The following is an 18,131-nucleotide window of genomic DNA, read 5'->3' as shown; positions in this document are numbered from 1 at the left end:
AAGCGATTTGTTAAAATTAATTTTTAGCTTTGTATTTTTCGTTGTGATTTTATTACATCCTTTAAGTACATTCGCATCGCATACTTCTGATCCTACGGTAAGTCTTCTTCAAAGTAGGATATCAAACAATTTTTCAAAGAAATTTTGTAATGCAATACAAAATGGATTGTCCAAAGATGAAGCTATGACTTCTGCCATAATTAAAACTGAAAATATTGTTTCATTTTTCTATAATCCTCAAAAAAAGTTTATTGAAAAAGAGGATTTGGCCAATCAAATTTCTATAAAAGTTATAAACAATTGTGGCTGGAATTTTGGATTAATGGGTAAAGAGGGGATTGACTATTTTAAATCATATTTTTTAGAAATTTATGATAAGACCACCCCTAATAAAAAATTAACTAGTTAAATAAATTTTATGAATAATATTTCAGATAAAAATGTGATACTGATAATTTTGATAACAATTTTTGTAGTCTTTGTTTTCATTTTTTCTGTTAAATCACCTGAAAGAAAAGTTATTGAATCTCCTATTATGTGGAAAGAAGACTTTTCTTCTACAACTTCACATAGTAAAGAATTATTTGCTTTGGTAATATCTTACTGAGTTTTTATAATTACAAGTTAATTTATGTAATCTAATAAGACTGAGGCCAGCTTTAAATCATCATTAAACCATGCTCTAATTGCCATAGATCTTCTTGGATCATAAAAATTCTGACTTCTATACCAATTAAGCACTTCAGTATCAGACTTTTTTCCATTGCAAGATAAACAACAAGGAACGCAATTACTAGTGATACTTTCTCCTCCTTTTGACCTTGGATGTAAATGATCAAGAGATTCAGAGGGTTTGCCGCAATAAATACATGTATTTTTAGTTAATTTATGGAGAGATTCTCTCCAGTTTTTATTACTGATCTTAGGGCATAGTTGATCAAGGTAAATAGCATCTTGATTATGCATAATTTTCTTGATAAATAAGATGATGTTAACAGTTTTTCTAAAGTTCTGATTAACTAAAAAAATATCTGTGGTATTTAAGAAATATGTAATGTTAATAACATGTAATTGATTAAATTTTTTAAAAAAGTAAGAATTATATTAACTGATAACTACTTCTACATAGTTGCAAACCACTAACGAATTTTATTTTTATAATAATGTTTTAATATTTTTAATTTCTTTTTTCTCTAATACATTTTCGGCAATTTCTGGAGGTGGTGCGGGATTAATTCAATTACCTGCTTTACTATTATTGGGATTACCTTATTATCAAGCTCTTGCTACTCACAAAGTTGCCACGGTCGCTTTGGGATTAGGTGGATCTATAAGGAATTTTAAATCTATTAAAAATGATATTTATGTTTTATGGCAAATACTATTTTTTGGAACTCCTGGAGTTATTTTGGGATCATCTATTGTGAATTACCTTTCTGAGGAAATTCTGTACTTAATCTTAGGACTTTTTTCAATAATCTTAGCTATATACTCATTTCGTAAACCTAGTTTTGGGTTGTATTCAGTAAATAATAGAATCATTTCCCACTTAAAGTTTAAATTCATTATACCTATTTTTTTAATTGGAATACTAAATGGTTCTGTTTCTTCAGGAACTGGTTTATTAGTAACTATCTTATTAATTAAAACTTTTCAGATGGACTTTCTTAGAGCAGTTAGTTTAACCTTTTTTACAGTAGGTATTTTCTGGAATGCAATAGGAGCATTTTTTCTAAGCAGGATTGGTTCTATTCCAACGAATTTATTAGTAATTCTTATATTAGGTTCTTTTTCTGGGGGATATTTTGGCGCTCATTTATCAAATTTAAAAGGGAACAAACTCATTAAAAATACCTTTACTATTGTATGCCTGCTTGTTGGAGTTAGTTTGTTGTTAAAGTCAATTGCTAACTTGAAATAAGCCACTTTTGGCATAAGAAAAACCTTTTTTAGCTTAAAAATGCCTACTCCCTCTTTTGAATTTAACAGTGAAAGCTTAATTTTAAGAACAATTTTAAAATATTAGTATCTTATTGGATTGTAGTTTCAATAGAATATATTTTAAAACCAAATTTTATTTTTTAACACCTTAAACCTTATAAAAAAAAAAGGCCTCACATTTGTGAGACCAGGTGATGGGGAACCTTATTTTTAAACCAATTTAAATAAAAATGCAACCCCCCATCCGTAGTGGGTAAAGTATGAGATTCATACACTACTGATAGCGCTTTTGAGTGAGGTTTAAAAATAGTCTTGAACATACTCATAATATTTTGTAATAAACTTAATCTTTATTCAAGTAAATAATCTTTAAATCAAGAAATTTATTAACTATTCAAGCTTGTTAAAGCTTAGATACAATGTATCATTCATAAAAGTGATAATAATAAAAATTCAATGATTGAATTGACTTTACTTACACTCTTGAATTTTGTTGGAGATAATTTCTGTGAATATAGAAATGTAGGTCATGATAATTACAAATCCTTACTTCTTTCTTATAGTGATGCAAGTGAAAAATTTGGCCCATTAGAAGTTAAAAAAGTAATCGAAAAATCTGAAAATTTTAAAGTCGCTGCAATTGCCATTGCAGCTGTTAAGTGCCCTCAACATATTATGGAATAATGAAATTCGAAGTTAAAACTAAAGATGATGAATTTTGGAAATCTTCCTTTAATTTCTTATTAGCTTTGGCTCTTCTTTCATTTATAGTAGTCCTCTCCAACCTTTCAATTAAACTTGGAAAGATTTCAAGATATTATGAAATAAATTATTTTTGTAATCTCCTTACAATTGAAAAGTCATCAACTAATTTCAAGAAATTATCCAAATTAACTAATCAAAACAACAGGCAAAAAATTTGGGATTTATGTAGAGAAATTGTCAAATAAAAATTAACTAGAAGCTGATGTGTAATATTTCAGAGCAAATAACCAAAATCTTCTAGAAACTATAAAAAATATAAAAGAAATAATTAGTTCTAGTAGTATTTCCCAAAGTTGGGCTATTCCCAGAAAAACTTCAGAAGGGATTGTTGTTATAAATGCTATTGGAATAAAAATACTAAAGAATATCCTTAAAGAAAATGAAAATGAGTTTAAAGGAAATCTTCCTATATAAAGAAAAGAACGTAATACTTCTGTGGCATTCCATGTCTTTACAAACCAAATTGTTGTTGTTGATATTAAAAACCATAAGCTATACAAAATTCCAATAGAACAAAATAATGTTGTGAAGCATAAAAATAAAAAAACTAAATTTATATTTATTTGATTAATAATTATGCAATAAAATAGTAAGGCAATACCTAAAATTATTTCTAAAAATCCGGATGGTGCTATTTTTTTTAAGGAAATAATAAATTGACTATCTATAGGTTTAAGAAGTACAAAATCTAAGGTTCCTTCTCTAATATAATTAACTATTTCTTTAAGATTAGGATTGAACCATGTATTAGTAATTCCATTTAGGATTGTATAAATCCCTTGAATAATTAAAGCTTGTTCAAAATTCCATCCACCGATATTATCCGTATTTTGGAAAAATATTGTTAATAGAAATAAGCTGCCTAACAAGCTTAGAATTGCAGTAATGAAGTCAATGATTACGTTAGTCTTGTATTCCAATTCTGACGCTATGGAAGTATATAAAAATAATGAATAAACTTTTAAATATTTTTTTATATTCATGACCCCATTGCGGTATATTTTTTTGTTCCAAGATTCCAAGTCCTTTTAAATATAGGGAAAAGAAATAGAATCCAAATTATCTGCATAACAAATCCAGAAATTGCATTTGTATCGTTTCCAGATAATAAATTTGCTGGAAAATCAATTAAGTATGGGAATGGCGTTATGTATATCCATGATTTTATATACTCTGGGAATGATATTACTGGGGCTAAAAGTCCTGAGAGGAAAAGAGTTGGGATAAATAATAATCTTTCTATTGAAGAAGCTCTTTCTGTCCAAAAACACAAACAAGCAATTATTGATTGAATAAGAAATTGAATTAAAAAAGAAAAAAATGTTGATACGCAAGATAATAAAAAAATACCTAAGCTTGGTATCCATATACTTTCTGGATTTATTAGAAAAAAAATTATCGCAATAATAATGGCAAAAGGGAAGCGTGTAATTTGTTCTGCTAAATGTTGAGCAAAATATCTAAAAAATGGGTTTAAAGGTTGAATCAAATATGGAGAAATTTTACCTAAAAGAGCATCTTCTTCAAAAGTAAAAACAACCCAAACTACTGAAAATTGTCTTACAAAGAACGCACTCAAAAAATATCTAGAGAGCATTACATTACTTAAATTAATAGATTCGTTTAAGTTATTGCTTGTCCATATATTGAGCATGAAAAAAGGTATTATTCCCGATATTGCCCATAAAGCTATTTCTACTCTGTATTCCAACATATTTGAGTACTGTACTTTCAATAAAGTTATGAGTTTATTTTTATTTAAATTAAACATTTATACTTTTTCCTTTACAAGGATATTTCCAATTATTTCATCAACTGGAGGCTCGTTTATATAGAGATCTTCTATATCAAATTTTTTAAGAATCTCATTTAAAGAAGATTTAATAGAATCTTTCTTAATTGTTATTGTAATTTCTTTTTGATTCCTGTTTTTTATGGTAAATCCTGAATTGCTTAATTCTCTAGCCTCTTTTTCAGTTTTACAAATAATTAGGATATCCTTGACAGGCGATAATTTTTTTAATAATTTATCCAGCTTCCCATCATATGTAATACATCCTTCGTGAATACAGATTACCCTCTTGCATAAAGATGTAATATCTTTCATATAGTGACTAGTTAGGCAAATTGTTGCATCTGTTTCTTTATTATAAATTTGTAGAAATTTTCTGAGATTTCTTTGAGCATTAATATCTAGACCTAGTGTAGGTTCATCTAAAAATAAAATATTTGGTTTATGAATTAAAGCTGCTAATAATTCTGCCTTCATTCTTTGACCTAAAGATAATTTTCGGACAGGTATATTAAGCTCTTGTTCAATCTCAAGCATATCTGATAACTTTTTAATTCTTCTTTTGGCTTCAAATTTTTCTATGTCATAAATTGCTGCATTTAAGTAAAAAGATTCAATAGGAGGAAGATCCCAAATTAGTTGTTGTTTTTGTCCCATTATCAAAGTTATATTTTTCAAAAAATTAGTCCTTCTTTTAAATGGTGCATAACCTGCAACTGACAATTTACCTCTACTCGGGTATATCAAACCACAGAGCATTTTAAGAATAGTTGTTTTCCCCGCACCATTAGCTCCAAGAAAACCTACTATTTCTCCTTTATTTATTTCGAAATTTATATTTTTTATAACCTCAATACTTTTTGTTTCCCTTTTGAAAAAATGCTTAAGAGTTCCTTTAATGCCATGATCTTTTGAGGATATCTCAAATGATTTTGATAAATTTCTAACCTGAATAATATTCTCTTTCATATTATTAAAATATTAATTTAATCTTTTGGATAGTATAAATTTTAAAGATCGATAACGTATATTTTTATTTAATAATCATATTAAATTAAAAAATATCTTTTACTGAAACAATAAGCCAATTAAAAAAATTAATCGGATTCATAAGTTTAATAGGTTTAAACTTAGGTTCATAACTCAGATTATTAATTAAATCAAATACATAATTATTGTTTTCGTTAATGTTTTCTTCCTTTTCTACTATGTTTCCTTTATCATCAAATATTTGAATTTCATTCTCAAAAAACCATTCTTCCTTCCCATTAGGCAAGTTTACGATTACACCTATACCTTTACCATCCGTGATTTTGAAATCACTTATAGTGCATTCTGATGAAATATTTATTGCTTCAATGGTCTCTTTTGATAACCTATCTTTTGAAAGAAATAGATTAACATTAACTTTGTTTCCTATTTTTACTTTATCGAGGATTGTCATATACAGGTAATTATACTCAACACATACTTATTATCGTGAATAACTTTAGAATTAATTCTTTTTATTTTAATTGATTAGTATTCTTGAATACGGCTTCTAAAATTTTTTTTATAGATAGAGCTAATAATCTCAAGAAAACAAAGCTTATCCCAAGCCATCCAAACAATACTGCTATTGATAATAAGCTTGAACTAAGATCTTGTTGTAAAAATTTTTGCATAAATAATTAATTTCTTACGCATCAAATTTAGTTTATATTTGAATTAATTTGTTAATTAAATTTAAATGCTTATAAATTATTGTAATTATAGGGTTTAAAATCCAAGATTTGTTGCTTGTATTAATTAGGATAATATATGACTATATGAAATTTTTTAACTTTGGAACTATCTTTTAATTCATATTTAGGAATTTTTTTAATCCTTATTGGTTTAATAGTTCGTATTGATTTTAAATTTATTATGCAAAAGGATTTAAACTAATTTTTTTTAATCTAAGACTTTAAAACTTTGATACATTTTCGGTATAAAATATCTTGATTTGTTTTGATTTGGAATTTTAATTGACTTTTAGTTTTTTAAGACTAATAATATTCAAAAGTAAAAATCATTATTATGAATAATAACTTGGAAACCTTTAATTATTTTGTAGATGATCTACTCTCTTCAGATGTTAATTTATTACATAATGAGCTTGATCTTCTTTTGTTCCAAAATCTTTTTAATTCGATTGATTTAGAATTATTAGATGTTATGGATAGTAAAGAAGATATTAGTGTTGCCTCATAGTTTTTGATTATGAAGTATTTATATGAAAAATTATGGGTTCCTTTTTTTGGTGGAATTTTATCAAAATTTGTTTTTTTAATTGAAGGTAAAAAAAAAAAGTAAATAAAAAAAAACAGAATAACTTTTGATCGAAAAAATTTTTTAATACTTCATATAAGTTTTTGATTAATAATATATTGAAAGCAACAAAACATATTTCTTTAATTCAATAATTTATGCATTGTTAAAGAATATAGAACAATAGCTTCTAAATATTACAAAATAAATGAAGAACAGCACCTTTTTAAAACCATATACTGTTCATTATAGAGATTTTCAGAATCTTAGATTAGAAAATTGTTTTTATGCCTTAGACGCCTATGAAGCAAGAACATTGGCTATGGAATTCAATAAATATATATATGATCATCCTAATAGTATTGATTTGATAAGATGTGAAAATATAACCTCTCACCAATAGGTTTTTGGAAGTATCAACTTTATATTTTCAAATAATCAATAATATCTATTTGTTATCACAGTATTTTTTTTAATTTAACATTTATTAATTAATTCTTTTTTGGTTGAATTTATTTCTTTAGATCCTGCATTCGCTAAATCCTCTTGTAGTTTATTTTCGCATGATAGGACTCTTGACCAACTAGGAAGTTGTTGAGTTGTTGGATTTGATAAATAACCTTTAGTTGCAGGTCTTAATAATTTAGCAAATTTTTGAACTGATAATTCTTCTTCATGTCTATCATATGGAAGCTTATTAACTGCAGAATCTAATCCAAATTGCTTGACTCTATCTTCTCCTACCCTTTTATATAGAACTTCAAGTGTAGATAATTGAGTGCTCGTTAACGTCTCTGCTTGATGTTCCATTAATCCTCTCAAAACACTAGAAAGTATTTCTGTACACATTTTTTGAAGACCTTCTTTGGAGGATGATCCTATTGTTTTATGCTTATGATCAAATAACCCAAGGTCCACTTGAGCTATTTTCGAAGTCCTAACATTTCTATAAACTTCTGAAAGAAGTCCTATTTCTAAACCCCAGTCACAAGGAATTCTTAAATTCATTGCCAAATCTTTTGTAAATGCGAACTCACCAGCCAGTGGATATCTAAATGACTGTAAATATTGTAAGAATGGTCCATTACCAACTAACTGCTCCAAACTTGCCAAAAGAGGTCCCACAAATAATCTAGTTGCTCTTCCTTGTAATTGATTATTTTCTAGGGATAATCTGCTGTAAAAGGCTTTTACATAGGAAATTCCATATGACTCATCTAATAACGGAAGTATCATTCTTGATGGATATAAAGGACTAAATGTTCTTATATCAGCATCAAATAATGCAACCACTTCAGATTTTCTTGTTGCAACGCCTATTCCTTGCCATACAGCCCATCCTTTCCCGGGCGTACCTAGTAGTTCGAGACCATTTTTTTCTTGGTTTTTTAAAAGTTCAATTACAGATGGAGAATTTGTCCATTGAATATGAACGGGAAAAGGCATTGAATCAAAAAATGATTTGGCAGAATTTACCTGATCAATAGTTTTTGCAGAAAGAGCTATAACTAATTCATTTAATCCTGTAAGATTTTTTAATACTTCTTTTATGTTTTTTAGGGCAGGACGTTCAAATTCTTCATAAAGACAAGGAATTAATATTGCAGTTGATTTATTCTTTAGACTTCCATTTAATTCTTTAAGTAGATCCTTCGTGACACCATATTCATGTATTGTTGTGATTAAACCTTGTTGAAAGTCCATGTTCTATTTGATGTTCAGAATAGTGTTAATACTTCGATGATTTTTTAAAGTGACGCAAAATGATTCAGAGAAAAAATTTAATAGAGTAAAACTTAGTAAATTGCTAGAAACAATTTATAAGGATCATACTATCGAAGAGATCAACTTTATTTGTAATCAATTATTGCAGATTTTAGATAATTTCTCAGAGAAGTCTCGTTATGAAGAAATAAATTATGGTACAAAATGGGACGAATCTTATGCTGTATTAATAACTTATGCTGATGGGGTTTATAAAAATGGTGAATCAACACTTGTCACACTTCGAGAATTACTAAGTAAATATTTTGGAAGTCTCTCTAAAGTAGTTCATATTCTTCCATTTCTTAAATCAACAAGTGATGGAGGTTTTGCTGTCTCAAGTCACGAGTCTTTAGAAGAGAAATTTGGAAGTTGGGAGGATCTGAATAGTATTTCTAATAAACATTATTTAATGGCTGATTTGGTTTTAAATCATGTTTCATCATCTCATCCATGGGTTCAGCAATTTATTAAATGTCAAGAACCGGGTTTATCTAATATCTTTTCTCCATCACAAGAACTTGATTGGAAAAATGTTATTAGACCAAGAAGTTCATCTCTTTTCTCACAAATAAATACTGAAGATGGACAAAAACAAGTTTGGACGACCTTTGGACCAGATCAGGTTGACTTGAATTGGCTTAATCCAAAAATGACAATTGAGTTTCTTAACTTAATTATTACTTATTTATCAAATGGTATTAAGTGGTTAAGACTAGATGCTGTAGGTTTTATTTGGAAGGAACCAGGAACAACATGTTTGCATTTACCCAAGGCACATTCAATCGTAAAGATTCTAAGAATTTTACTTAACGATCTCCTTAAAGATGGTGTATTGATTACAGAGACTAATGTTCCACAGAAAGAAAACCTTTCTTATTTAATTCCAGAGGATGAGGCGGACATGGCTTATAATTTTCCTTTACCTCCTCTTCTTTTAGAAGCAATAATCACTTCAAGAGCAGATATTTTAAATTCATGGATTTGTGATTGGCCGAAGTTGCCAGATACCACGACACTATTTAATTTCACTGCTTCTCATGATGGGATTGGTTTAAGGGCTTTAGAGGGCCTCATGAATGAACAAAGAATTAAGGAGTTATTGATTAATTGCGAGAAAAGAGGTGGATTAGTAAGTCATAGAAGATTATCAAATGGTGAAGATAAACCATATGAATTAAATATTAGTTGGTGGAGTGCTATGGAAGATCCGGGTAGAGATTCAAATCGTTTTCAACATGAAAGGTTTTTATTAACACAATTACTTGTGATGTCTCTGAGAGGGGTTCCTGCCTTTTATCTCCCCGCATTGCTGGCTTCAGAAAATGATATAAAGAGTTTTTCAAAGACAGGTCAAAGAAGAGATTTAAATAGGGAAAAATTTAAGTTAGACAAACTATCAGCAGTTTTTAAAAATCCAGAATCTAATGCAAATAAAAATCTTAGATATCTTAGGAATGCAATGGATATCAGAGCAAAATTACCTCAATTCCATCCTCAGTCTCAAATGGAATGCTTGTCTAAAAGTAGGGGCGATATTGTTGTTATTAAAAGGGGTACTGGGTTGAAATCTGTTCTCACACTTCACAATATGACGGAAAATAAAATTAACTATAGATTTATTGATAATGAATTTACTGAATTGATTAAAAATGATGAGAATATGCAGGATTATTTAACATCAAATAAATATAATTCTAATAATATTGAACTTGAACCTTTTCAAGTTATTTGGCTTGGCTTTTTGATAGATGATTGAAAATTCTTCCTTATGGGTAGTAAGTGACGTAGATGGAACATTAATGGATCATTCTTATGATTTAACTCCAGCAAAAGAAACTATAAAATTACTTCAAGAATTATCTATCCCCGTTATATTATGCACCAGTAAAACTGCTGCGGAAGTTAAGGTTATTAGAAAACAACTTGATTTAACGGATCCTTACATTGTAGAAAATGGAGCAGCCATATATGGTGAATCATTAAACAAAGTAAATGGGGAGATTATTCTTGGAGAGAAATACGAAATTCTGGAAAATATTTTGAATTGTATTTCTAATGAAATCAATTATAGTTTACAACCACTAAATAATATTACCGACAAAGAGGCAACAGAACTAACTGGTTTAAAAGGTCAATCTCTTGCATTAATGAGAGATAGACACTGGAGTATGCCATTTTTAAATCCTCCAGAAAACATGGAAGAAGAAATTAATATTCGCTGTAAAAGATTTAACGTAGAAATTTTCAAAGGTAATAGGATGAGCCATATGTTGTCAGTTAATTCAAATAAGGGAAAAGCAATAAAAGCACTCAAGAAATACTCAAATAATCAAAATATTAAAGTTATTGGTCTGGGAGATTCTCCTAATGATTTACCTTTATTATTGAATTCTGATTACAAGATTGTTATTCCTGGCCCTAAAGGTCCAAACATAAAATTATTAGAAAAATTAAAAGATCATGAATTTACTCTAGCAAGTTATCCAAATGGATTTGGTTGGAAAAGTGAAATAAATAAGTTAATAAATAAATTAATATTGATTAAGTAATGAAAGATTTAAATATTGAATTTCCATTAGATAATTTTGAAAAATTAATTTTTCAAATTGGATGGAGTTCTTTGGATGAATGGTTTGATTTTTGGAAGCTTAAGAAAGAGATGCTTTCTATTGATGATTTTTGGGATGAAAATGTAAATGATGATTGGATTTGGGGATTGGCTTTACCTCTTTTGTCACAAGCATATAAATTAAATTTAGAATCTCATGAACGTAAAATTATTGGAATTTCAGCTCTTCCTGGGACTGGTAAAACAACCCTAGGTAAATGGTTGGAGACTATATCTTTAAAACTAAATTTTAAGATATCTGTTATTTCAATTGATGATTTTTATCTACCTTCTGAAGAAATGGCATTGGCTATTAAGAATAATCCATGGAATGTTTCGCGTGGTTTCCCAGGCAGCCACTCTATTGATTTAATGAAAGAGAAAATACTAAGATGGAAAACTGATGGGAAATTAAATGTACCTGTTTTTGATAAATCTTTAAGAAAAGGTTTAGGGGATAGATCTTATTGGAGAGAGGAGAAACCTGATTTGTTAATAATAGAGGGATGGTTCTTAGGTGTGAAACCTTTTTCTGAAGACTCTCATAGTTTAGAAATAATCACACCACCATTAAGTCCACATGAATCTTCTTATAGATATAAAATCCAAAATAATTTAATCAATTACTTAGATATTTGGAATATGATTGATCAAATTTGGCATTTAAAACCTTTGAAATTTGAATTTATGAATGAATGGAAATCTAATCAAGAAAAAAGTATGTTTGTTAAAAAAGGAAGTTCATTAAAAGAGAACAGATTAAATGATTTTATTCGGATGTTAAATGTTTCTATTCCACATCAAAGTTTTGATCTTATAAGTTCGGATGTCTTATTGTTGATTAATCAAGAGAGAAAATTAATAAATGTTGGATTAAATTAATATTCCTCAAAATATTATTTATTCAGTATCCTTTTTATAACTTTTTTTGTTTTAATTAATTTTTTTTTAATAATCTTTAGATAGTTGACTTCTTTTGCAAAGTTTAAGACTCAAAATGCTGTATTTTTAAGGTTTAAAGGTCTCTTGAAATAATCTCGTAAAAGAATTATAACCTTACTTTTAAGACTCCTCATAATACATTATTAAGACTGGAGGTAATGAATTTTATGGCTATAAAATAAATGAAATAATTAGAATTTAATCTGAAAATGAAAGCAAATCTGTAGTTGTGTAATTTATTTAATTTTAAATTGTCTTCGAGTCAGAATTTTTAATTAACGGGGTTATTTTTATTGATATTATCAAAGTGTATATTTTGTTTATTATAATGACACAACTTGCTTCTTTTGCTATCGGAGGATTTGTCCCCTCAGCCGCTATCGCCGGAGTTTTATTATTAATCGGTCTCGGAGCGTTTTTTTATCTTGGATTAAAAGGACCAACAGATTATTAATAACAAAAAAATTTTAAACAATCTTATTTACGATGGACCTTACCGCTGTACTTTTTATAATTAGTTTGCCTTTTGTATTATTAACTGCATATTTTGGGACAAAAAATGACTTTTACGAAAGTGAGAATTATAAAGGTGACGGTTGTGCTCATGATGTGAAAAGATAACTTAATTAGAAATACCGCTACATATGCGCGTCCATTAATTATTAAATTGCCAGAATTGTTGGTAAATCTTTCTTGGATTTTGCATGTCTAAATATTTTCCATAAAAATTGGCTTGTTAATCCCAAGACCTTAGGACTTCCTCCGAATCCTTTTTTCTAAATTCTAATATTAATTAATAATTAGATTTAACAAAGTCGGCTTATATAAAAAGATTTAGGAAGAAAAAGTAATTTTATAGCAAATTTTTTAATGATATTTCTAACTTAACTTGTCTTATGAGAATATAAATTGTAATTTCTTTAATTGATATTATTATTAGAAGAATGTCTTAAATTAAAAAATATTGGATTTTTTAAAATTTATTTTTTATGGAATAATTCAAGGATTAACGGAATTTATACCTGTAAGTAGTACTGCTCATTTAAAGATTATATCTCAATTATTCGGTGTAAAAGATCCTGGCTCTTCATTGTCTGCAATTATACAAATCGGAAGTGTTCTTGCAATATTTTGGTATTTTAGAAAATATATTTTTAATACTATTAATTCAAATTCAAAAATACTTAGACCTTCTTTTTTTTCAAATAAAATATATAAATCTATCTTTATAGGAACAATTCCAATTGTTTTAATTGGTGGTATTGTAAAACTTTTTGTTACTGATTTCTCTAATTCCTTCTTCCGTTCAAATTTTTCTATAGCAGTAGTGTCTATATTAATGTCTTTAATTATGTTTTTAGCAGATATTTCGACTAATAAATTTATTAATTTAAGTAATCATAAATATCGCAATAGTTTATTTATCGGAATTTCGCAAGCGTTTGCAATTATTCCAGGCGTGTCCCGTTCTGGAGCTACTATTTCTATGGCACTCTTATCTGGTTGGGATAGGAAAGATGCCGCAAAATTTTCTTTTCTCTTGGGCATTCCTTCGATCTCGTTGGCAGCTTTTGTTGAGTTTATTACTTCGATAAATGAATTCTCAACATTTCCATTTCTTCCTCTTTTTGTTGGTTTAATCACAACCTTCTTCTCTTCTTTATTAGCTATTGATTTCTTATTAAAATATGTTTCCTCTAATGGACTCAAAATATTTATTTACTATAGGTTGGTTTTTGGGATATTAATTATTTTAAATTTATAACTAGTAATAATAAAAATATTAAACTGCTTGTATGTTAGTGTTTTGAATATTGTTTTAAGAATGGATTTTTTTATATCATATCAACTTGGTGAGGTTGAAGTTTCTAATCTTACTATAATAATATGTGCAATTTTTTCTTCATTTACTTTCATTGCTGTTGGAATAAGCTCTTATAAGCTGTATAAATCTTTAATAAATAATGATGATTCTGCAACTTAATCGGAACGGCGGGATTTGAACCCACGACCCCCACTACCCCAAAGTGGTGCGCTACCAAACTGCGCTACGCCCCGTAACAATACTATAAATATAAATGACTCTCATTTGTTAATCTCTATAGGTTTATTATTAGATCTCAATACACATTTATCTATGTCCCAATTAAAATTATCCCAGATTTCTTTCGGTAGTCTGTAATTGCTGCCATTAAAATTTCCCAACTTTACTTTAGTTGGTGATGCTGAACAATATTGCCTACTTCCCTCTACAGCTAAATATTGCTGGTGATATTCTTCTGCATAATAATAAGTGTCAATCATTTTTATCTCTGTTTCGATTTCCCCGAAATTATTAGCTGTAAGCTCTTTTTGATAAGCTTCTTTGCTTAAGTTAATTATGTCTTTACTATTTTTATTTGTGTAGTAAATTGTTGATCTATATTGAGTTCCCATATCATTACCTTGTCTATTTTTTTGAGTTGGATCATGACATTCCCAAAACATTTTTAATAAATCACTTATATCTAACTCATTGATATTCCAAACCACCTTAACCACTTCTGCATGACCAGTAATACCTGAACATACTTCATAGTATGTAGGGTTTTTCTTCTCTCCTCCCGCATAACCTACTGAAGTTGTAACGATTCCAGGAAGTTTCCAAAAACATTTTTCAGCCCCCCAGAAACACCCGCATCCAAATATTATTGAATCCTCTTGAGAATTAGGTTCCTCTCTTATGTTTGTATTTAGTATTCTATGGAGGAAATTATTTTTATTTTCCGAAATTGTTTCGTTTTTATTCATGATTTTTTTTAGGAATTTAAACATTTTAATATCAGTATAATTTTATTTAACTAACTATTTTATTGGTAGCTATTTCTCTTTCCCAAAGTTTTTTATATAGTCCTTTTCTTTTTATCAAATCTTTGTGGATCCCCTCTTGCACTATTTCACCTTTATCCATTACAAGGACCCTGTCACAGGTAGCTGCTACAGATAATTGGTGACTAATCATTAATATTGTTTTGCTTTTGTTTTCTCTCATCTCCTCAATAATTTTAGCAGCAGTTTTATTGTCCACACTTGCTAAAGCATCATCCAAGACCACAACAGAAGCATCAACTAAAAGTGCCCTACCTAAAGCTGTTCTTTGGCGTTGCCCACCGCTAAGTGTAATGCCTCTTTCCCCAACTATTGTCTTAAAACCTTCAGGAAAACTATTAATGTCATCAATTAATCCGGCATTTACCGCGCTTTTTTTAACTCTTAATTTGGAAGCTGTTGGTTCTCCAAATTTTAAATTTTCTGAAATTGTAGATGTAAACAAAAATGCTTCTTGGGGAACGATAGAAATGTGTTTTCTTAAATCTGTTAATTTAATATCCTTGATGTCAACACTATCTAAAAATAATTGTCCATCTGGAACTTCAATAGTTCTACCTAATGATTTTGTTAAGGTGGTTTTCCCACATCCAACTGGTCCAACTATTGCGACAAGTTCTCCCGGTTTAATTTTAAAATTTAATCCATTCAATGAGTTGAATTTTGAATCCTCATATCTTATTTTTAAATCTTTTGCTTCAATAAATCCATTTACTTTTTTCTTTATGAATTTGGCTTTTGGTTTATCTACAATTTTTGGAGTGTTTTGAAATATCTCTTCAACTCTATCAATACTAACTTGTCCCAATTGAAAAGTATTTAATGTAAATCCTAATAGAGCTGTTGGAAATACAAGTCTTTCGACAAATAATATTAAGGCAACTAATCCTCCAATAGTGATGAATCCATTTTCAAGTTGAGAGGTCCCTAGACCTAAAAGTATAAGTAGTGAAATGGAAGATATGCCTTGTAAAAGTGGGAATAATGTACTTGCTGTTCTTGCAAGTTTTATTGCTGAGTCTCGATAAATTCTATTGTAATTATTGAATTCTTTCTTCTCAACATCTTCTTGGGCATATATTTTAATAGCGCTTATGCCTGATAAATCTTCTTGTATTAAATCGCTTAGTTTAGAGAGTGATTCTTGCTGTATTTTTCGTTGACTCACCATCCTCCCTCCAAATAAACTTACCATTACTAAAATCAATGGAAATATCATTAATGCGGAAACTGTTAAAGTTTTATTAATCGATAACATTGAAGGAATTGTTAGAGAATAAGCAAGAACGATATTGCAAAGACTTAAAACTGTAAAACCTAAAAGTCTCCTAATGTTTTCAACATCACTGGTTGCTCTGCTAATAAGATCTCCACTGCCTTTTTTTTGAATCCAATCTGGATCTTGAGTTATTAAATGATCAAATAATTTTTGACGAAGATTAACTTCAACTTTTCTTCCAATTCCAAAAACAATCTGCCTAGAAAATAATCTTATGAGACCCATACAGGTAGCAAGAAACATTAGCCATAATGATTTAGAAATAATGAAATTTGGAGAAAATCCATCTTTCAATTGATCAATTATGTTTTTGACTTCTAATGGAATTAAAACACTTAAAATGTTTACTGCTAAAAGAGCTATGCCTCCATATAAAAACTCTTTCTTATACGGTTTAAGATACTTTATTATTACTTTTAATTTAAGATTCTTCATTTAATATTTCCCATATGATTAAGATAATGTTTCATTTTAGAATATGTGAGCTAGTTTTATTAATGATTTGGTTTTTATTATGAGCAATGAACAAACTCATCCATTACATGCAACTGATAAAAAGATTATAGATTCACTTATAAGTAAACAGATGCCAGAAGATATCGATTTAATTAATTTAGCTAGATTAATTAATCGTTATGATAACTTTCCTGGTGAAATTGAGATTAAGGATGATATCAATAAAACACTAAAATTTTGGAATATTACAAAGGATATACTTTTTTCTAAGACTAAGAAATTATGGTCAAATAACTTTAGACCTTCAAATACCACTAAAGATCTAGTCGGTTCAGGTTTTGATACCTCTAATTGAACACTTAATCATTATTTAATAATAAATGTCTAATAAAAAAAATTCAGAAATTCTAGATCAATTACTTTTTGGACATAACCTTGATGATGAAACTTCAAGAGTTTTGATGAAAAGGTGGTTAAATAATGAAATATTAGATGTTCAAACAGGAGCCTTTTTAAGTGCATTAAGAGCTAAAGGCGCCACAGGTATGGAATTGTCTTGTATGGCAGAAGAGCTCTTGAACGCTTGTAAACTGCCTATTGATAGGCCGGATTTGTTTATGGTTGATACTTGTGGTACTGGCGGTGATGGTTCAAATACATTTAATATCTCTACAGCTGTTGCCTTTGTTGCCTCTGCCTGTGGTGTAAATATAGCAAAACATGGAAATAAAAGTGCCAGTGGAAAAGTTGGTTCTGCAGATGTTTTGTCTAATCTTGGGATTAATTTAAATTCTTCTTTAGATAAAGTAATTTCTGCAATAGATGATATTGGGATAACTTTTTTATTTGCTCCTATTTGGCATAAATCATTGATTAAATTAGCTCCCTTACGAAAAGCGCTTGGTATCAGAACAATCTTTAATCAATTAGGCCCATTAGTAAATCCATTAAGACCTAATGCACAAGTTTTAGGCGTTGCTTCTGAAGATCTTCTTACTCCTATGGCTTCTGCTTTAAATAAAATGGGAATGGATAGAGCAATAGTTGTTCATGGCTATGGAGGCCTTGATGAGGCTTCATTAGAAGGCGATAATAAAATTATCTTTGTAGATAATGGTCAGCTAAAACATTCAATACTCAATGTTTCTGATTTTAATTTTCAAAATACCTCAAATAATGATTTGATCGTATCAAATAATCAATCTTATGAAAATATATTGGAATCTGTTTTGAAGGGTTCCGGTCAAAAAGCTCATATTGATGTTGTGGCTTTAAATACTTCATTAGTTCTTTGGGTGGCGGGTATTGAAAAGGATATTGAAAAAGGGTTTGAAAAAGCTTTGTTTTCTATGAGTAAAGCAAAACCGTGGGATAAATTTTTAAGTTTGAAAGCTTATCTTGAGACATAAGAAACATTTTTTTAA

Annotated in this window: 24 protein-coding genes and 1 tRNA gene; 15 read left to right on the top strand and 10 right to left on the bottom strand. The window is 28.7% G+C overall.

Annotated elements, in window-relative coordinates; genetic code table 11:
- Nucleotides 1-46: 46 nt before the first annotated feature.
- Nucleotides 47-409, top strand: a complete 363-nt coding sequence (locus P9515_RS05145) for a hypothetical protein (RefSeq protein WP_420805072.1) — start codon at nucleotides 47-49, stop codon at nucleotides 407-409.
- Between the two features lie 9 nt (nucleotides 410-418).
- Nucleotides 419-607 (top strand): hypothetical protein, encoded by a 189-nt coding sequence (locus P9515_RS05140; protein WP_011820366.1) that lies wholly within the window; start codon nucleotides 419-421, stop codon nucleotides 605-607.
- 17 nt (nucleotides 608-624) lie between these two features.
- On the opposite strand, the gene P9515_RS05135 is transcribed toward P9515_RS05140, so the two are convergent.
- Nucleotides 625-966, bottom strand: coding sequence for an HNH endonuclease (locus tag P9515_RS05135; RefSeq protein WP_011820365.1), 342 nt, complete (start codon nucleotides 964-966; stop codon nucleotides 625-627).
- Nucleotides 967-1,129: 163 nt separating this feature from the next.
- On the opposite strand from P9515_RS05135, the gene P9515_RS05130 reads away from it, so the two are divergent.
- The 3 genes from P9515_RS05130 to P9515_RS05120 all read left to right on the top strand — a co-directional run bounded on the left by P9515_RS05130 (nucleotide 1,130) and on the right by P9515_RS05120 (nucleotide 2,891).
- Nucleotides 1,130-1,921, top strand: coding sequence for a sulfite exporter TauE/SafE family protein (locus P9515_RS05130; protein WP_011820364.1), 792 nt, complete (start codon nucleotides 1,130-1,132; stop codon nucleotides 1,919-1,921).
- 476 nt (nucleotides 1,922-2,397) lie between these two features.
- A complete protein-coding gene (locus tag P9515_RS05125) occupies nucleotides 2,398-2,625 on the top strand; it encodes a hypothetical protein (RefSeq protein WP_011820363.1) in 228 nt (75 codons plus the stop codon).
- A complete protein-coding gene (locus tag P9515_RS05120) occupies nucleotides 2,625-2,891 on the top strand; it encodes a hypothetical protein (RefSeq protein ID WP_041710604.1) in 267 nt (88 codons plus the stop codon). Before P9515_RS05125 ends, P9515_RS05120 begins: the two co-directional genes overlap by 1 nt.
- Nucleotides 2,892-2,894: 3 nt before the next feature.
- On the opposite strand, the gene P9515_RS05115 is transcribed toward P9515_RS05120, so the two are convergent.
- From P9515_RS05115 to P9515_RS09715, 5 genes are all read right to left on the bottom strand, one after another.
- Nucleotides 2,895-3,689 carry an ABC transporter permease gene (locus P9515_RS05115; protein ID WP_041710602.1) on the bottom strand — a complete coding sequence of 265 codons (795 nt, stop codon included), beginning with the start codon at nucleotides 3,687-3,689 and terminating at the stop codon, nucleotides 2,895-2,897.
- The gene (locus P9515_RS05110; RefSeq protein ID WP_011820360.1) at nucleotides 3,686-4,477 is read right to left on the bottom strand and encodes an ABC transporter permease; all 792 of its coding nucleotides are present in this window, start codon (nucleotides 4,475-4,477) and stop codon (nucleotides 3,686-3,688) included. The genes P9515_RS05115 and P9515_RS05110 overlap by 4 nt, the downstream gene beginning before the upstream one ends.
- Nucleotides 4,478-5,467, bottom strand: coding sequence for an ABC transporter ATP-binding protein (locus P9515_RS05105; RefSeq protein ID WP_011820359.1), 990 nt, complete (start codon nucleotides 5,465-5,467; stop codon nucleotides 4,478-4,480).
- Nucleotides 5,468-5,552: 85 nt separating this feature from the next.
- Complete coding sequence (gene petP, locus P9515_RS05100; RefSeq protein ID WP_011820358.1) at nucleotides 5,553-5,942, bottom strand: cytochrome b6-f complex subunit PetP; 390 nt, start codon at nucleotides 5,940-5,942, stop codon at nucleotides 5,553-5,555.
- Nucleotides 5,943-6,003: 61 nt separating this feature from the next.
- Nucleotides 6,004-6,162, bottom strand: coding sequence for a hypothetical protein (locus P9515_RS09715; RefSeq protein WP_011820357.1), 159 nt, complete (start codon nucleotides 6,160-6,162; stop codon nucleotides 6,004-6,006).
- A gap of 394 nt (nucleotides 6,163-6,556) precedes the next feature.
- Between P9515_RS09715 and P9515_RS09710 the strand changes: the two genes are divergently transcribed.
- Together P9515_RS09710 and P9515_RS05095 are read left to right on the top strand one after the other, a co-directional pair.
- Nucleotides 6,557-6,730: a hypothetical protein gene (locus P9515_RS09710; RefSeq protein ID WP_011820356.1), complete on the top strand. Its 174-nt coding sequence runs from the start codon at nucleotides 6,557-6,559 to the stop codon at nucleotides 6,728-6,730.
- A gap of 265 nt (nucleotides 6,731-6,995) precedes the next feature.
- Nucleotides 6,996-7,190, top strand: coding sequence for a hypothetical protein (locus tag P9515_RS05095; protein ID WP_011820354.1), 195 nt, complete (start codon nucleotides 6,996-6,998; stop codon nucleotides 7,188-7,190).
- A gap of 74 nt (nucleotides 7,191-7,264) precedes the next feature.
- Here the strand turns inward: P9515_RS05095 and P9515_RS05090 are convergent, their stop codons facing one another.
- Nucleotides 7,265-8,491 carry a glycosyltransferase family protein gene (locus P9515_RS05090; RefSeq protein WP_011820353.1) on the bottom strand — a complete coding sequence of 409 codons (1,227 nt, stop codon included), beginning with the start codon at nucleotides 8,489-8,491 and terminating at the stop codon, nucleotides 7,265-7,267.
- A gap of 49 nt (nucleotides 8,492-8,540) precedes the next feature.
- On the opposite strand from P9515_RS05090, the gene P9515_RS05085 reads away from it, so the two are divergent.
- From P9515_RS05085 to P9515_RS09705, 6 genes are all read left to right on the top strand, one after another.
- The gene (locus P9515_RS05085; RefSeq protein ID WP_011820352.1) at nucleotides 8,541-10,310 is read left to right on the top strand and encodes a sugar phosphorylase; all 1,770 of its coding nucleotides are present in this window, start codon (nucleotides 8,541-8,543) and stop codon (nucleotides 10,308-10,310) included.
- Nucleotides 10,303-11,103: a mannosyl-3-phosphoglycerate phosphatase-related protein YedP gene (gene yedP, locus P9515_RS05080; protein WP_011820351.1), complete on the top strand. Its 801-nt coding sequence runs from the start codon at nucleotides 10,303-10,305 to the stop codon at nucleotides 11,101-11,103. Before P9515_RS05085 ends, yedP begins: the two co-directional genes overlap by 8 nt.
- On the top strand, nucleotides 11,103-12,044 hold the full coding sequence (locus tag P9515_RS05075) for a kinase (protein WP_011820350.1): 942 nt from the start codon (nucleotides 11,103-11,105) through the stop codon (nucleotides 12,042-12,044). The genes yedP and P9515_RS05075 overlap by 1 nt, the downstream gene beginning before the upstream one ends.
- Nucleotides 12,045-12,432: 388 nt before the next feature.
- The gene (locus tag P9515_RS10060) at nucleotides 12,433-12,558 is read left to right on the top strand and encodes a hypothetical protein (RefSeq protein WP_011820349.1); all 126 of its coding nucleotides are present in this window, start codon (nucleotides 12,433-12,435) and stop codon (nucleotides 12,556-12,558) included.
- A gap of 510 nt (nucleotides 12,559-13,068) precedes the next feature.
- Nucleotides 13,069-13,869 carry an undecaprenyl-diphosphate phosphatase gene (locus P9515_RS05070; RefSeq protein ID WP_011820347.1) on the top strand — a complete coding sequence of 267 codons (801 nt, stop codon included), beginning with the start codon at nucleotides 13,069-13,071 and terminating at the stop codon, nucleotides 13,867-13,869.
- 60 nt (nucleotides 13,870-13,929) lie between these two features.
- Nucleotides 13,930-14,088, top strand: coding sequence for a hypothetical protein (locus tag P9515_RS09705; RefSeq protein ID WP_187146012.1), 159 nt, complete (start codon nucleotides 13,930-13,932; stop codon nucleotides 14,086-14,088).
- Here P9515_RS09705 and P9515_RS05065 read toward each other — a convergent pair.
- The 3 genes from P9515_RS05065 to P9515_RS05055 form a co-directional block, all read right to left on the bottom strand.
- Nucleotides 14,089-14,162: transfer RNA gene (locus P9515_RS05065), tRNA-Pro, on the bottom strand.
- Between the two features lie 27 nt (nucleotides 14,163-14,189).
- Nucleotides 14,190-14,918, bottom strand: coding sequence for a peptide-methionine (S)-S-oxide reductase MsrA (msrA, locus tag P9515_RS05060; RefSeq protein WP_011820346.1), 729 nt, complete (start codon nucleotides 14,916-14,918; stop codon nucleotides 14,190-14,192).
- 22 nt (nucleotides 14,919-14,940) lie between these two features.
- Nucleotides 14,941-16,686 carry an ABC transporter ATP-binding protein gene (locus P9515_RS05055; protein ID WP_011820345.1) on the bottom strand — a complete coding sequence of 582 codons (1,746 nt, stop codon included), beginning with the start codon at nucleotides 16,684-16,686 and terminating at the stop codon, nucleotides 14,941-14,943.
- Between the two features lie 79 nt (nucleotides 16,687-16,765).
- On the opposite strand from P9515_RS05055, the gene P9515_RS05050 reads away from it, so the two are divergent.
- Complete coding sequence (locus tag P9515_RS05050; RefSeq protein WP_011820344.1) at nucleotides 16,766-17,062, top strand: DUF3288 family protein; 297 nt, start codon at nucleotides 16,766-16,768, stop codon at nucleotides 17,060-17,062.
- Nucleotides 17,063-17,087: 25 nt separating this feature from the next.
- A complete protein-coding gene (gene trpD / locus P9515_RS05045) occupies nucleotides 17,088-18,116 on the top strand; it encodes an anthranilate phosphoribosyltransferase (protein ID WP_011820343.1) in 1,029 nt (342 codons plus the stop codon).
- Nucleotides 18,117-18,131: the final 15 nt, after the last annotated feature.

The sequence above is a fragment of the Prochlorococcus marinus str. MIT 9515 genome, assembly GCF_000015665.1.
GTDB classification, from domain to species: domain Bacteria; phylum Cyanobacteriota; class Cyanobacteriia; order PCC-6307; family Cyanobiaceae; genus Prochlorococcus_A; species Prochlorococcus_A marinus_P.
Note: the sequence above shows the minus strand (reverse complement) of the source record. Positions and strands in the feature narration are given on the sequence as shown.

Excerpts from the sequence above, each read along its gene's own strand:
- P9515_RS05140 (WP_011820366.1), top strand. The coding sequence starts at position 419 with ATGAATAATATTTCAGATAAAAATGTGATACTGATAATTTTGATAACA.
- P9515_RS05135 (WP_011820365.1), bottom strand. The coding sequence starts at position 966 with ATGCATAATCAAGATGCTATTTACCTTGATCAACTATGCCCTAAGATC.
- P9515_RS05055 (WP_011820345.1), bottom strand. The coding sequence starts at position 16,686 with ATGAAGAATCTTAAATTAAAAGTAATAATAAAGTATCTTAAACCGTAT.
- P9515_RS09710 (WP_011820356.1), top strand. The coding sequence starts at position 6,557 with ATGAATAATAACTTGGAAACCTTTAATTATTTTGTAGATGATCTACTC.
- P9515_RS05120 (WP_041710604.1), top strand. The coding sequence starts at position 2,625 with ATGAAATTCGAAGTTAAAACTAAAGATGATGAATTTTGGAAATCTTCC.
- P9515_RS09705 (WP_187146012.1), top strand. The coding sequence starts at position 13,930 with ATGGATTTTTTTATATCATATCAACTTGGTGAGGTTGAAGTTTCTAAT.
- P9515_RS05115 (WP_041710602.1), bottom strand. The coding sequence starts at position 3,689 with ATGAATATAAAAAAATATTTAAAAGTTTATTCATTATTTTTATATACT.
- msrA (WP_011820346.1), bottom strand. The coding sequence starts at position 14,918 with ATGTTTAAATTCCTAAAAAAAATCATGAATAAAAACGAAACAATTTCG.
- P9515_RS05110 (WP_011820360.1), bottom strand. The coding sequence starts at position 4,477 with ATGTTTAATTTAAATAAAAATAAACTCATAACTTTATTGAAAGTACAG.
- P9515_RS05105 (WP_011820359.1), bottom strand. The coding sequence starts at position 5,467 with ATGAAAGAGAATATTATTCAGGTTAGAAATTTATCAAAATCATTTGAG.
- P9515_RS05125 (WP_011820363.1), top strand. The coding sequence starts at position 2,398 with ATGATTGAATTGACTTTACTTACACTCTTGAATTTTGTTGGAGATAAT.
- yedP (WP_011820351.1), top strand. The coding sequence starts at position 10,303 with ATGATTGAAAATTCTTCCTTATGGGTAGTAAGTGACGTAGATGGAACA.
- P9515_RS05075 (WP_011820350.1), top strand. The coding sequence starts at position 11,103 with ATGAAAGATTTAAATATTGAATTTCCATTAGATAATTTTGAAAAATTA.
- P9515_RS05050 (WP_011820344.1), top strand. The coding sequence starts at position 16,766 with ATGAGCAATGAACAAACTCATCCATTACATGCAACTGATAAAAAGATT.
- petP (WP_011820358.1), bottom strand. The coding sequence starts at position 5,942 with ATGACAATCCTCGATAAAGTAAAAATAGGAAACAAAGTTAATGTTAAT.
- P9515_RS05095 (WP_011820354.1), top strand. The coding sequence starts at position 6,996 with ATGAAGAACAGCACCTTTTTAAAACCATATACTGTTCATTATAGAGAT.
- P9515_RS09715 (WP_011820357.1), bottom strand. The coding sequence starts at position 6,162 with ATGCAAAAATTTTTACAACAAGATCTTAGTTCAAGCTTATTATCAATA.
- P9515_RS05090 (WP_011820353.1), bottom strand. The coding sequence starts at position 8,491 with ATGGACTTTCAACAAGGTTTAATCACAACAATACATGAATATGGTGTC.
- P9515_RS10060 (WP_011820349.1), top strand. The coding sequence starts at position 12,433 with ATGACACAACTTGCTTCTTTTGCTATCGGAGGATTTGTCCCCTCAGCC.
- trpD (WP_011820343.1), top strand. The coding sequence starts at position 17,088 with ATGTCTAATAAAAAAAATTCAGAAATTCTAGATCAATTACTTTTTGGA.